The organism is Streptomyces chartreusis NRRL 3882, from assembly GCF_900236475.1.
In the GTDB taxonomy this organism is placed as follows: domain Bacteria; phylum Actinomycetota; class Actinomycetes; order Streptomycetales; family Streptomycetaceae; genus Streptomyces; species Streptomyces chartreusis_D.
This window is the reverse complement of sequence record NZ_LT963352.1, coordinates 680,848-694,512: the sequence shown is the minus strand read 5'-3', so window position 1 is coordinate 694,512 and position 13,665 is coordinate 680,848. Positions and strand designations below refer to the sequence as shown.

9 protein-coding genes are annotated in these 13,665 nt (G+C 72.5%); 5 read left to right on the top strand and 4 right to left on the bottom strand.

Features of this window, described 5'->3' with window-relative positions; all coding sequences use genetic code 11:
* Window positions 1–198 precede the first annotated feature (198 nt).
* Window positions 199–2,262 carry a discoidin domain-containing protein gene (locus SCNRRL3882_RS03205; RefSeq protein ID WP_010043957.1) on the top strand — a complete coding sequence of 688 codons (2,064 nt, stop codon included), beginning with the start codon at window positions 199–201 and terminating at the stop codon, window positions 2,260–2,262.
* Between the two features lie 131 nt (window positions 2,263–2,393).
* Complete coding sequence (locus SCNRRL3882_RS03200; protein ID WP_010043960.1) at window positions 2,394–4,373, top strand: heavy metal translocating P-type ATPase; 1,980 nt, start codon at window positions 2,394–2,396, stop codon at window positions 4,371–4,373.
* A 19-nt stretch (window positions 4,374–4,392) separates the two neighbouring features.
* On the opposite strand, the gene SCNRRL3882_RS03195 is transcribed toward SCNRRL3882_RS03200, so the two are convergent.
* The 4 genes from SCNRRL3882_RS03195 to SCNRRL3882_RS03180 form a co-directional block, all read right to left on the bottom strand.
* Complete coding sequence (locus tag SCNRRL3882_RS03195; RefSeq protein WP_010043962.1) at window positions 4,393–5,460, bottom strand: LacI family DNA-binding transcriptional regulator; 1,068 nt, start codon at window positions 5,458–5,460, stop codon at window positions 4,393–4,395.
* Between the two features lie 119 nt (window positions 5,461–5,579).
* Window positions 5,580–7,982, bottom strand: coding sequence for a beta-galactosidase (locus SCNRRL3882_RS03190; RefSeq protein WP_086012559.1), 2,403 nt, complete (start codon window positions 7,980–7,982; stop codon window positions 5,580–5,582).
* Window positions 7,976–9,742, bottom strand: coding sequence for a glycoside hydrolase family 35 protein (locus tag SCNRRL3882_RS03185; protein ID WP_010043967.1), 1,767 nt, complete (start codon window positions 9,740–9,742; stop codon window positions 7,976–7,978). The genes SCNRRL3882_RS03190 and SCNRRL3882_RS03185 overlap by 7 nt, the downstream gene beginning before the upstream one ends.
* A gap of 69 nt (window positions 9,743–9,811) precedes the next feature.
* Window positions 9,812–11,005: an MFS transporter gene (locus SCNRRL3882_RS03180; protein ID WP_010043969.1), complete on the bottom strand. Its 1,194-nt coding sequence runs from the start codon at window positions 11,003–11,005 to the stop codon at window positions 9,812–9,814.
* 268 nt (window positions 11,006–11,273) lie between these two features.
* Here SCNRRL3882_RS03180 and SCNRRL3882_RS03175 point away from each other — a divergent pair, with 268 nt between their 5' ends.
* Genes SCNRRL3882_RS03175 through SCNRRL3882_RS03165 form a run of 3 tightly spaced genes read left to right on the top strand, consistent with a single transcriptional unit; the run spans window position 11,274 to window position 13,561 of the window.
* Entirely contained in the window at window positions 11,274–11,933 is a 660-nt protein-coding gene (locus SCNRRL3882_RS03175) for a maltokinase N-terminal cap-like domain-containing protein (RefSeq protein ID WP_010043972.1), read from the top strand.
* Between the two features lie 15 nt (window positions 11,934–11,948).
* The gene (locus SCNRRL3882_RS03170; protein WP_010043974.1) at window positions 11,949–12,785 is read left to right on the top strand and encodes a phosphotransferase enzyme family protein; all 837 of its coding nucleotides are present in this window, start codon (window positions 11,949–11,951) and stop codon (window positions 12,783–12,785) included.
* Window positions 12,786–12,838: 53 nt separating this feature from the next.
* Window positions 12,839–13,561 (top strand): peptidase E, encoded by a 723-nt coding sequence (locus SCNRRL3882_RS03165; protein WP_010043976.1) that lies wholly within the window; start codon window positions 12,839–12,841, stop codon window positions 13,559–13,561.
* The last annotated feature ends 104 nt before the right edge of the window (window positions 13,562–13,665 follow it).

The following is a 13,665-nucleotide window of genomic DNA, read 5'->3' as shown; positions in this document are numbered from 1 at the left end:
GCGAACCGGCTCCGGCACCGGTGGCTGATGACCCGTCAGTAGGTCGTCCGTCCCGGGCCCTTGACTCGTGAAGCGGTAGTGGCCATCCTCGTCGCACCTTGGATGAGGTCATGACAACCCGGCCGTCGTTCCCCGGCCTTCGCGGTCGCGGACGGCCGGTACGTCGGCCCCGCCATCCCGCCGACCGAGGACGTGGCTGTGACCAGTGCCGGACGCCCGTACCGCAGACGCAAGAACGTCACCGTCGTGTCGCTCCTCCTGCTCGTGCTGGCCGTCGCGCTGGGCCCGACGCCGAGTTCGGCGGCCGGAACCGACTGGTGGAACCCGACCGCACGGCCCGCCCCGGACTCCCGGATCAACGTCACGGGCGAGCCCTTCACCGGCACCGACGCGAGCGGCGAAGTGCGCGGCTTCGTCGACGCGCACGACCACATTTTCGCCAACGAGGCCTTCGGCGGCCGTCTGATCTGCGGCAAGCCGTTCTCCGAGCGGGGCGTCGCCGACGCGCTCAAGGACTGCCCGGAGCACTACCCGGACGGCTCGCTCGCGATCTTCGACTTCATCACCAACGGCGGCGACGGCAAACACGACCCGGTCGGCTGGCCCACCTTCGAGGACTGGCCGGCCCACGACTCGCTGACCCACCAGCAGAACTACTACGCCTGGGTGGAGCGGGCCTGGCGCGGCGGTCAGCGGGTACTGGTCAACGACCTCGTCACCAACGGCGTCATCTGCTCCGTGTACTTCTTCAAGGACCGCGGCTGCGACGAGATGACGTCCATCCGGCTGCAGGCCAAACTGACGTACGACATGCAGTCCTTCGTGGACAGGATGTACGGCGGGCCCGGCAAGGGCTGGTTCCGGATCGTCACCGACAGCGCGCAGGCCCGTGAGGTGATCGAGCAGGGCAAGCTCGCGGTCGTCCTCGGCGTCGAGACCTCCGAGCCCTTCGGCTGCAAGCAGGTCCTGGACATCGCGCAGTGCAGCAGGGCCGACATCGACAAGGGCCTGGACGAGTTGTACGCGCTGGGCGTGCGCAGCATGTTCCTGTGCCACAAGTTCGACAACGCGCTGTGCGGTGTCCGCTTCGACTCGGGCACCCTCGGAACGGCCATCAACGTCGGCCAGTTCCTGTCCACCGGCACCTTCTGGAGGACGGAGAAGTGCGCCGGACCGCAAGCCGACAACCCCATCGGCAACGCGGCGGCGGCCGAAGCCGAGAAAAAGCTCCCGGAGGGTGTGCGGGTCCCCTCCTACAACGCGGACGCCCAGTGCAACGTCCGCGGACTCACCGGACTCGGCGAATACGCCGTCCGCGGCATGATGCGACGCGGGATGATGCTGGAGATCGACCACATGAGCGTCAAGGCCACCGGCCGGGTGCTCGACATCTTCGAGGCCGAGTCCTACCCCGGCGTGCTCTCCTCGCACAGCTGGATGGACCTGGACTGGACCGAACGGGTCTACGGCCTCGGCGGCTTCATCGCCCAGTACATGCACGGCTCCGAGGGCTTCGTCTCGGAGGCGAAGCGCACGGAGGCGCTGCGCGACAAGTACGGCGTGGGCTACGGGTACGGCACCGACATGAACGGCGTCGGCGGTTGGCCGGGACCGCGCGGCGCGGACGCCCCCGACAAGGTCACGTACCCCTTCAAGAGCGTCGACGGGGGCTCGGTCATCGACCGGCAGACCACCGGCGAGCGCACCTGGGACCTGAACACCGACGGAGCCGCCCACTACGGTCTGGTCCCGGACTGGATCGAGGACATCCGCAGAGTCGGCGGCCGGGACGTGGTCGACGACCTCTTCCGCGGCGCCGAGTCCTACCTCGACACCTGGAAGGCCTCGGAGAACCACAAGGCCGGAGTCGATCTGGCGCGCGGCGCCACCGCGTCGGCCAGTTCCTCGGAGTGGAGCCTGTTCACGAGCTACGAACCGCACCGGGCCGTCGACGGCGACCGCGGCACCCGCTGGGCGAGCGACTGGAGCGACGACCAGTGGTACCAGCTCGACCTCGGCTCCACGCGGCTCGTCGAGCGGGTCACCCTCGACTGGGAGCGCGCGTACGCGAAGTCGTACCGCGTCGAGCTCTCCGCCGACGGAGTGAAGTGGCGAACCGCCTGGTCCACGACAGCGGGCGACGGCGGCCTGGACACCGCGAGATTCGCCGGCACCCCGGCCAGGTACGTACGCGTCCAGGGCCTGGAACGCGGCACCGGCTGGGGCTACTCCCTCTACGAGGTCGGCGTCCGGGGCGGCTGACGCACCTCACCGGGCTGGTGCGCGAGCCCTGACGGAGGCACCGCACGCCCGATCGAGAATGAAGACATGAATCAGTCTTCATGTGTTCCTGTATGGTGGGGAGGCACGCGCCCCCGCCTGAAGGACCCTCGATGACCTCCACCCTCACGCCGCAGCCGGTCGACCGGGCGGAGCCCCCGCGCACCGGGACCGTGCCCCGGCGGCGTACCCGTGTGCTCGCGCTCCCCGAGGCGCGCTGGGCCGCGGCGGCCACCGTCCTCTTCCTGCTCGCGCTGCCCTTGCAGCTGACCGGCGCACCCGCCTGGACCTGGGGCCCGCTCTACGCCCTGTCGTACGTCACGGGCGGCTGGGAGCCGGGCTGGGAAGGGCTCAAGGCGCTCAAGGAGCGCACCCTCGACGTCGACCTGCTGATGGTCGTCGCCGCACTGGGCGCGGCGGCGATCGGGCAGGTCATGGACGGCGCCCTGCTCATCGTCATCTTCGCCACCTCCGGCGCGCTGGAGGCGCTGGCCACCGCCCGCACCGCCGACTCCGTCCGCGGCCTGCTCGACCTCGCCCCCGCCACGGCCACCCGGCTGACCCCGGACGGCGGCGAACAGACCGTTCCCGTCGAGGAGCTGGCGGTCGGCGACACCGTCCTCGTCCGCCCCGGTGAGCGCGTCGGCGCCGACGGCCGCGTGCTGGACGGGGCGAGCGACGTGGACCAGGCGACCATCACCGGCGAGCCGCTCCCCGTGGCGAAGGAACCGGGCGACGAGGTATTCGCCGGCACCCTCAACGGCACCGGCGCCCTGCGGATCCGCGTCGAGCGCGACGCGTCCGACTCGGTGATCGCCCGGATCGTCCGGATGGTGCAGGAGGCGTCCGAGACCAAGGCACCCACCCAGCTGTTCATCGAGAAGGTCGAACAGCGTTACTCGCTGGGCATGGTGGCCGCGACCCTGGCCGTCTTCCTGGTGCCGCTCGCCTTCGGCGCACAGCTCACCGACTCCCTGCTGCGCGCCATGACGTTCATGATCGTGGCCTCGCCTTGCGCGGTCGTGCTGGCGACCATGCCGCCCCTGCTGTCGGCCATCGCCAACGCCGGACGGCACGGTGTGCTGGTGAAGTCGGCCGTGGTGATGGAGCGGCTCGGCCAGACGGACGCGGTCGCGCTGGACAAGACCGGCACGCTGACCGAGGGCAGCCCGCGCGTCACCGATGTCCGGCCGCTGGCCGGATCCGCCCTGGACGAGGGCGGGTTGCTGACGCTGGCGGCGGCGGCCGAGCGGCCCAGTGAGCATCCGCTGGCCCGGGCGGTCGTGGACGCGGCCCGCGAGCGCGGTCTCGACCTCCCCGGCGCGGAGGACTTCACCTCCGCTCCCGGCGTGGGAGTCACCGCCGTCGTGAAGGGCCGTACGGTCGCCGTCGGTGCCCCGGCACGCCTGCTGGACGACTCGGGCGGCACGGCCGCCGCCGTCGCCGGGGAACTGGAGGAGTCCGGCCGCACCGCCGTCCTGGTCCTCGTCGACGGGGCCCCCGCCGGACTGCTCGGCATCGCCGACCGGCTGCGCCCGGACGCCGCCGCCACCGTCGCCGCGCTCACCACGCTCACCGGCACCGCCCCGGCGCTCCTCACCGGCGACAACCCCCGGGCCGCCGCACACCTCGCTGCCGAGGCCGGCATCGACGACGTGCGCGCCGGGCTGTTGCCGCAGGACAAGCTGGCGGCCGTTCAGGAGATGGAGAGCGCGGGCCGCAAGGTGCTGGTCGTCGGGGACGGCGTCAACGACGCACCCGCCCTGGCCGCCGCCCACACCGGGATCGCCATGGGCCGGGCGGGATCCGACCTCGCCCTGGAGACCGCCGACGCCGTCATCGTGCGCGACGAACTCGCGGCGGTCCCCACCACCGTCGCCCTCTCCCGCCGCGCGCGCAGGCTGGTCGTGCAGAACCTCGTCATCGCCGGGGTGTTCATCGCGGGCCTGGTCGTCTGGGACCTGGCCGGAAACCTGCCGCTGCCGCTGGGCGTCGCGGGCCACGAGGGCTCCACGGTCCTGGTCGGGCTGAACGGCCTGCGCCTGCTGCGGGAGACGGCCTGGCAGCGCGCTGCCGCCGAGGGCACCGGCTGAGCTGCCGGCGGACCGTCCGTCAGCGCCCCGGGGCCGGGCCGCTGCTGGCACGCACGACCAGGTCCACGGGGACGAGCGTGTCGACCCGGGGCCGTTCCCCGGGGCCGTCGATGCGGTCCAGGAGGAGCCGCAGGGAACGGGTGCCGATCTCGGCGAAGTCGGTGCGGACGGTGGTCAGCGGCGGCAGGAGATGCGCGGCCTCGGGGATGTCGTCGTAGCCGACGACGCTGACGTCCCCGGGGACGGAGCGCCCGGACTCGTGCAGGGCGTGCAGCAGGCCCAGGGCCATCTGGTCGTTCGAGGCGAACACCGCCGTCACCTCCGGACGCCGGGCCAGCCGACGGCCCAGGTCGTAACCGGAGCCGGCGCTCCAGTCCCCGACGAGCGGGGCCGGGACGTCGGCACCGGCCGCCTGGAGCGTCGCCTGCCAGCTCGCCAGCCGGTGGTCGGCGGAGGTCCAGCCGGCGGGGCCCGCGATGTGCCAGACGGTGGCGTGCCCGAGGCCGAGGAGGTGCTCGGTGGCCTTGCGGGCACCGGTGCGGGAGTCCCCGGTGACCAGGGGTGTGCTGTCGTCGAGGGCGTTCTCCAGGACCACCAGGGGAGTCCCGAGGTCGGCCCGCGCCAGGGTCTGGCCCACCCACTGCTGCGGGGCGATCGCGATGACGCCGTCCGCGCCCTCGGCCGACAGCCGGTTCACGGCCTCGACGACGGTGTCGTGGTCGGCCGTGTCGAGCGCGATGGAGCTCACCAGGTAACCGGCCTCCTGGGCCGCGGTGTTGATGGCGGTCAGGATGGAGGCGGGCCCGTACCGGGCGGCGTCGAAGGAGATGACCCCGAGCATCCGGGTCCGGCCGCTGGCCAGCGACCGCGCGCTGCGGCTGGGCCGGTAGCCGAGCGTGCGCATGGCGTCCAGGACCGCCTCGCGCGTCTCCGGGCGGACGGCCGGATGGTCGTTGAGCACCCGGGAGACGGTCTGCTTGGAGACGCCGGCCAGCCGGGCCACGTCGGCCATCACCGGTCGCGCCCCCGCGAAGTTGCGCCGGCTGCGGCCCCTGGGCACGGGGCTGTCGGTGGCGCTGGGTGTCATGGCGGGTGATTCCTCGACGTCGGTTGCGGCGGTCCTGACCCCGCCCGGCAGGAGCACAGCATAGGCCGGGCGGGGTACGCGGGACCGCGGAGCCACAGAGGGCAGCGCGACGCGGGTGTTCATCGTGCAAGGGCTCCTCGGTCCGTCCGGAGCACCCACGAGCGCGTGACCACCCACTCGGCGTGCCGCACCCCGGCCGCCCGCCAGGCGTCACCCACCTGCCCCGGCACATGCACCGCGGCGTCCGCGGCCAGCGGCAGCACCCTCAGCCGCAGGCCCCGCGCCCGCACCTCCTCGACAGGCAGCCGGTCCAGGCCGATGTCCCAGACCCGGCCCGAGTAGAACTGGTCGGCGACCAGGACGTCCCCCACGTAGGCCCGGGCCAGGTCCCCCGTCCAGTGCAGCCGCAGCAGGACACCGGCGGGCGCCGCCAGCAGGTCCTCCGGTACGTCGACGCGGTACTCGGCGGCCACCGCCTCGACGTGCTTGTCCGCCGGCACGCTCGCCCGGCCCCGCACGCCGGTCACCGGCTCGGGCGCCGGACCGGCGGGCCTGACCAGGGTGACGGGCACCGCGCTGTACGTGAGGGGCGCGGCCTCGATCGTGTAGCGGGTGAACACGCCGTCCGCCGCCTTCCGCACCCGTGTCCCGGCCACCACCGGGGCGGAATCCGGCGCGGGCAGCACCGCGAACGACGGCTCGGCGGCCGGGCTGTGCAGCCGTACCTCGGCACCGTCGAAGACGACGGCGTCCCCGGACAGCACCAGCCGCTCGGCTCCCCACGCGTCACCCCGGTAGACGGTGCGGGCCGTCGCCGCGTCCAGGACCAGCAGTCCGACGCGTGAACCGTCGGTCGCGTCCACCTCGACCAGGGCGTCGGTGCCGGGTCGCACTCCGCTGACCAGGACCCGGCCGGCGACCGGCGTGACCTCCCCGGACGGTGCCGCGACGGACGCCACCGTGTCCGCGTCCAGGACGAGTTCGGGCGCGATGCCGTCGGTCGCGGCCAGCACCAGGACCGTGCGCCCGCCCGCCTCGACGGTGCACACCGGCTGCGCGGTCGCCCACTCCAGCCGCAGCCCGGCCACGTCGAGCCGCAGCGGCCAGCAGAAGCAGGCGCCGGAGGGCACCGTGACGGGAGCGCTCGGCAGCGTCAGCGACGGTGCGTCCGGGAAGTCGACCGCGAAGGCCGTGCCCGGGTGGTCGGGCAGCGGCTCGTGCGGCTGGTGGTTGGTCACGAACAGGAACCCCGACGTGCCGTCGGTGCGGACGGCCCAGCGCAGCGTGTCCCGGTCGTGCTGCCCGGCCGGCTGCCGCTCGGGCAGCACGGACTCCATGGGGGCGATCCGGTGCCCGAAGCAGTCCAGCAGCAGGTGCTGGAGCCGCAGTTCGTGGTACGAGGAACGCACCTGGCCGTACTCGCCGAGCGGGGCCTGGAAGTCGTAGGTCAGGACAGGCAGGTCGTTGGGGTAGCCGGTGGCGTGCGACTCCTGAAGGGCCGTCAGCTCACCGGGCGGGTTCGTGCCGCCGTGGAACATGTAGTAGCCCTGCCAGACCGAACCGCAGCCGATCTTGGTGAGCCCCAGCGCGCCCACGTCGGCGGCCTCCACCCGGGGCCGCCGGTGGTAGGCCACCGCCATGCCGCCGCCCAACTCGCAGGTGGCCCAGGGGAACCGGTCCGTCGGAGCCGGGTCCGAGCCGCGTACGGTCGTGGGCCGCAGGTCGGCGCCGATGCCCTCGTCGTCGCGCTCGTGGGTGAAGAAGAAGTGCTTGCGGCAGGTGTCGGGCCAGCCGCCGTCCGCCTCCGTCCAGAACGCCTCCGGATAGCCGCCGTACAGGGGAAGCAGTTCGTCACCCGGGAGCTGGACCCCGCCCCAGGCGGTCGACGTCCACAGCGGCGCGCTGAGTCCGGCCTCCTGTGCCAGGCGCTTCAGTGTCCGCAGATGGCCGGGCTGGTCGTAGAGCTCGTTCTCGATCTGGATCGCGACGATCGGGCCGCCGTGCGCCCGGTCCAGACCCCGCAGTTGGTCCGCGACGGCCGCGAACCAGACCCGTACGGACTCCAGATAGGCCGGATCGTCGCTGCGCGGCGCGTGGACGCGGGCCGGCAGCCAGTCCGGCAGGCCGCCGTTGCGTACCTCGGCGTGGCACCACGGGCCGATGCGCGGGATGAAGTCCAGTCCGTGGCGTGCGCACAGCTCGGCGAAGCGACGCAGGTCGCGGTCGCCGTCGAAGCGGATCCGCCCCTCGATCTCCTCGTGGTGGATCCAGATGACGTAGGAGGCGACGGCGGTCACCCCGCCCGCCTTCATCTTCAGCAGTTCCTCCTGCCACTCCCGGGCCGGGTAGCGGGAGTAGTGGAACTCGCCGGAGACCGGGAACCAGGGGCGGCCGCCACGGGTGAGCCAGCGGCCGGTGACCTCGATCGGGTCGGGCACGCCCGGTGCGTCCGTGAAGGGCAGGTGGCCGGTCGGCGGGGGAGCGGAGGGCGCGGGCACGCGCAGCCGGTGCGGGGTCACCAGGTGTTCTCCGGGCCGAGGTCGGGCGTGTCGGTGAGCTGGGCGCGGGTGGCGGCGGTGCCGTGCAGTTCCAGCAGGACCAGCTCGTTGGAGCCCGGCCGCAGCACCGGCGCGGGGACGTACAGCGTGTGCTGGGGGCCGCGGTTCCAGTAGCGGCCCAGGTGGAAGCCGTTGATCCAGGCCTGCCCCTTCGTCCAGCCGGGCAGGGAGAGGAAGGCGTCGGCGGGCGTGTCCACCTCGAACGTGCCGCGGTGGAAGGCCGGCACGGTGACCGCCGTCCCGTCGCCCGGGGCGAACGGCACGGCGTCCAGGTCGTCCAGCGGCAGCGGGTGGCATTCCCAGCCGCGCAGGACGGTGCCGTTGCAGGAGACGGGACCGAGCAGGCCCTTCGGGGCGCCGATGCGGGGCCCGTAGTTGACACCGCCCATGTTCTCGACGAGCACCTCCAGCTCGGCGCCCGGGTGAGGTATGCGCACCGGCAGCGTCTCGTCGTGGCGTTCGCGCTCCAGTACACCGACGGGTGCGCCGTCGACGAAGACCTGGGCACGGTCGCCGACCCCGTCGGCGAAGTGCAGCAGACCGTCACCGGGGGCGGGCAGGACGGTGCGGTACAGCGCGTAGCCGGTGCGCTGCCCGAGCTCGCCCATGGTCACCGGGTCGTCGGTGCGGACGGGAGCGGCGAGCGCGCCGGCCAGCGGAAGCAGAGGTGCCCGGCCGTCCAACTCGACCCCGGTCGGCGGCAGTTTGGGACCGGGCGCCGGGACGGGCTCGTCGGGGACCCCGGCATGACGGGCGATGACCTCGCGGAACGCGTGGTACTTCGGGCCCGGGTCGCCGCACTCGGTGAGCGCGGCGTCGTAGTCGTACGACGTCACGGTGGGTTCGTAGGCGTGCTTGTGGTTGGCGCCGTTGGTGAAGCCGAAGTTGGTGCCGCCGTGGAACATGTAGATGTTGACGGACGCCCCGGCGGACAGCAGCCGGTCCAGATCGGCGGCGGCGTCGGCCGCGTTCCGGACGTGGTGCGGACCGCCCCAGTGGTCGAACCAGCCGATCCAGAACTCGGCGCAGAACAACGGGCCTTCGCGTCGGTACTCGCGCAGCCGTCCGAGGCACTGCTCGACCCGGCTGCCGAAGGTGCCGGCGGTCAGCACGCCCGGCAGGCTCCCGGCGGCCAGGTGCTCGGGGTCGGCCTGGTCGCAGGTGAACAGCAGCTCCTCGACGCCCCGGGAACGGAACGCGTCGGCCAGGTGCTTGAGGTACGCGCTGTCGTCGCCGTAGGCCCCGTACTCGTTCTCCACCTGCACGGCGATGACGGGACCGCCCGCCGCGGCCAGGTGCGGCCGGAGCGGGGGCAGCAGCAGGTCCAGGTAGCGGTCGACGGCCCCGGTGAAACGCGGATCGCTGGAGCGCAGCCGGATGTCCGGGTCGGAGGTCAGCCAGTCGGGCAGGCCGCCGCCGTCCCACTCGGCACAGATGAACGGACCGGGGCGCAGCAGCACGTGCAGCCCCTCGTCCTGGGCGAGGCGGAGGAACCGGGGCAGGTCGAGGAAGCCGTCGAGCACGAGAGGGCCCTCGGGATCGGGCTGGTGGTGGTTCCACGGGAGGTACGTCTCCACCGTGTTGAGGCCCATCAGCCGCGCTTTGCGCAGCCGGTCGGACCACAGGCCCGGGTGGACGCGGAAGTAGTGCAGCGCACCGGAGATGATCCGGAACGGCTCGCCGTGCAGCAGGAATCCGTCGGACGTCGTCGTCAGGGCGGGCATGCGGGAGCTTCCCTTCGGGAGAGGGGCTGAAGTCGGTGGTGCGGGCGATGGGAGTCGACGGGAGTCGGTTCAGTGAGAGCGGGTGACGCGGATCAGCCAGAGCGTGGCGCCCAGGCACACCGCCGAGACACCGCACAGCAGGAGGGGCACCGCGCGGACCCCCGACCACTCGATGGCCTTGCCCAGCGCCGGACCGGCCGCGACACCGCCGGCCATGGACGCCGCGATGACCAGGGCACCGGCTCTCCGGGCCCTGGGGGCGGCCCGGTTCAGCCAGGGCAGCCCGGTCGGGAAGATCGGCGCGATGAACAGACCGACACCGGCGTACGCGTACGGCGCCAGCGCCGGCACGGACGCGGCCAGCAGACACACCGTCATGCCCGCGCAGGAGACGGCGATGATCGTCTGGGCGGAGAAACGCAGTGCGAGCGGCGCGACCAGGAAGCGGCCGACGGTCATCATCAGCCAGTACACGGAGGTGGCGGTGGCGGCCACACCCGCGCCGTAGCCGACGGTCTCCAGATGCGTGGGCTCCCAGCCGCCGACCCCGGCCTCGATGCCGACGTGCAGGACGTAGAGCGCCACGAAGACGGCGAGCACCGAGGCGAGGCTCCGCCGGAGGGCCCCGCCACCGCTCGTCGAGTTCCCGGCCGGGACGGGCGCGTCGTTCCGTACGCCCTTCAGGCACAGCAGCAACGGCAGGTTGGCGAGGGCGAAACCGAGGAAGACCGCCGGGTAGTGCTCGGAGCCGACCACGCCGATCAGGGCGGGGCCGAGGATGGCGCCGATGCCGAAGTGGGCGTTGAGGATGTTCAGCATCGCGGTCGAACGGTGGCCGAAGCCCACGGCGAACAGCTGGTTGAGCCCGTAGTCGATGCCGCCGAAACCGAGCCCGGCGAGCAGGGCCGCCGCCAGGGCGGTGGGCCAGCCGGGCGCCAGCGCGAAGCCCGCAGCGCCGACCGCCATCAGCAGGTAGGAGCTGCCGAGGATGTGCCGGTTGCCGACCCGCCCGTAGAGCCGGTCGAACAGCAGCACACCCGCCACGCCGCCGACGAAGTGGGCACTGAGCCCCAGCCCCGCGGCGGACGGCGAGAGCCCGAACTCCGCACGGAAGCCCGGGATCGCCGGCCCGTAGAGGGCCTGCAACGCGCCGATGAGCACGAAGCCCGCACAGGAGGCGACCACCGCGGCCCCGCTGAACACCGGGGCCGACGGCGCGGGGGAGAGGGTGACCGCGCGCTGCGCGGTGGGCTGGTCGGTCACGCGGACTCCGGGGGGACGGCCGGCCGGACGGGGGCGGGCGGAGGACACATCGCGTAAGGCTCGAAGCAAGGGCGGACCATGGTGATGTTACCGGTAACATCAGGCTCGGGAACACCTTTTTGACGGCACGAACGAGAAGTCCGCGCAAGCTTCGCGCTGCCGCGCCCCCTCCTGTAATCGCGTGGTCAAGCGGGTGCAGTGGCTGATCTAATACGCGCACGGGCCGTCTGCGCCCTTCGGGCCGGCGTAACGGAAGGGAACCTTCGGCATGTCTGTCATCCACCGCACCTGGGTCAAACCGACCAAGCTGGAACTGCTCACCTCCTGGCTGCCGTCCCGCCCGTGGTACCGCGGTGGCGCAGCCGAACCGGAGCTGGCCAAGGCCGGCGGGTTCCGGCTGGACGACCCGCAGGGCGAGGTCGGGATCGAGTTCATCGTCGTCACCGACACCTCCGGCCCTCACCCCGTCACCTACTCGGTGCCGCTCACCTATCGCGGTGCCGCGCTCGACGGGGCGGAGCACGCCCTCGTGGGCACCATGGAGCACGGGGTGCTCGGGCAGCGCTGGGCCTACGACGGTTGCCACGACCCGGTGCTGGTCGCCCAGTTGGGTGCCTTGATCGAGGGCCGGGTGCAGGCTCAGGCCCAGAGCGTCAGCGACGCCCTCGACCGGGAGGTCGTCGCCTCCCGGACCGGCGAAGGCTCCGTCCCCACGGACTTCGTCGTCACCGACGACCGGGACGGCACCCGGCTGACCGCGCCGCACGGCACGACCCTCCAGCTGCACCGGGTCCTGCGACCTGCCCCGGACGGCCCGCTCGCGCCGCCCCAGGGAGCGACCGGCCAGGTCACCGGCTCCTGGCAACTCCCGGACGGCACCCGGACCCGCGGGGTCTTCGCCGTTCTGCACACCGGCCCGCGGACCTAGAGGGGCCAGACGACGATGCAGGTGCCGGAGTTCCGGCGTGCGATGGCCGCGGCCATGTCGACCGCCTCTTCACTCGGCCTGTCGGTCGACGACGCGATCGTTCTTCAGGACTCGAACAAGCTCACTCTGCGTCTGCTGCCTTGTGACGTCCTGGCCCGGGTGGCACCTGTAGCGCAGCAGGTCGCACAGTTCGAAGTCGATCTCGCTCAGCGGCTCACCGAATCCGGATGCCCGGTGGCCGCTCTCGAGCCTCGGGTGGAGCCGCGCGTCCATGAGCGTGACGGATTCGCGATCACACTGTGGACCTACTACGAACCCGTGACACCTCAAGAGGCCCCGCCGGCCGGCTACGCCGATGCGCTCGCGCGGCTGCATGCCGGCATGCGCACGCTCGATGTCCCGACGCCGCACTTCACGGACCGGGTCGAGGAGGCTCAACGCCTCGTGGCGAACCGTGACCGCACACCGGCGCTCGCCGACGCGGACCGGGAGTTGCTCGGCGACACGTTGCGAAGCCTGAGACGAGTGATCGGCGAGCGCGGCGGCTCCGAGCAGCTGCTGCACGGCGAGCCGCACCCGGGCAACGTGCTCACCACGCACAACGGACTGCTGTTCATAGACCTTGAGACGTGTTGCCGCGGACCCGTCGAGTTCGACCTCGCCCACGCGCCCGACGAAGTCGGCGAGCACTATCCGGGTGTCGATCACGACTTGCTGCGCGCGTGCCGCATCCTCGTGCTGGCGATGATCACCACGTGGCGCTGGGACCGAGACGACCAACTCCCCGACGGGCGCCGGCTGGGCACGGAGTGGCTCAGCCGGATCCGGGCAGCACTCGATCGCAACAGCTGACGCTTCCACCGGCAGACGCACGTTCACCCGCACCCGTCCAGGAAGGCACAGCCGTGGCCGTCGACTCCCCGCAGCGCATCGCCCTCCTCGGAGGCGGCTTCTCCACCGATGACGACGGCGTCCTCGACGACTGGGTGCTGGCCCGGGCACGCGTGCCCCGCCCCAAGGTGTGCTTCGTACCCACGGCCGGCGGAGACGCGCCGGCCTACATCGAACAGTTCCGTACGGCGTACGGGAACCGCCCCGCCTGCGAACCCTCCGTCCTGCACCTGTTCCGCCGCGAACTGGACGACGACGCACTGCGCTCCTTCCTGCTCGCCCAGGACGTCATATACGTGGGCGGTGGCAACACGGCCAACCTCCTCGCGGTATGGCGAGCCCACGGCGTGGACCGGCTGCTGCGGGAGGCCTACGGCCGCGGCACGCTGCTGTGCGGCATCAGCGCCGGTGCCAACTGCTGGGCCGAGGGCTCGCACACCGACTCCTTCGGGCCGTTGACGTACCTCCCCGACGGCCTGGGACTGCTGCCCGGCTCCGTCTGCCCGCACTACGACAGTGAACCGGGCCGTCGACCGTCCTACCGCGCGGCCGTGGCAGCGGGGCGGTTGCCGTCGGGCTGGGCGGTGGAGGACGGGGCCGCGGCACTGTTCACGGACGGTGTGCTCACGGAGGCCGTCACCCGGACGCGGGGAGCCGGGGTGTACCGGGTGGAGCCGGCCGGGGGTGGTGGCGTGAGTGAGCGTGCGCTGCCCTGTCGGTGGCCCGGGACCCGGTAGGTCTTCCCACTGATCCCCTGAACCTCATCCCGCTGATCCCCTGAACCTCGGAGATCAAGCAGGATTGCCCCGGGCACGATCGGGTACGCGAGCAGCACCACGTC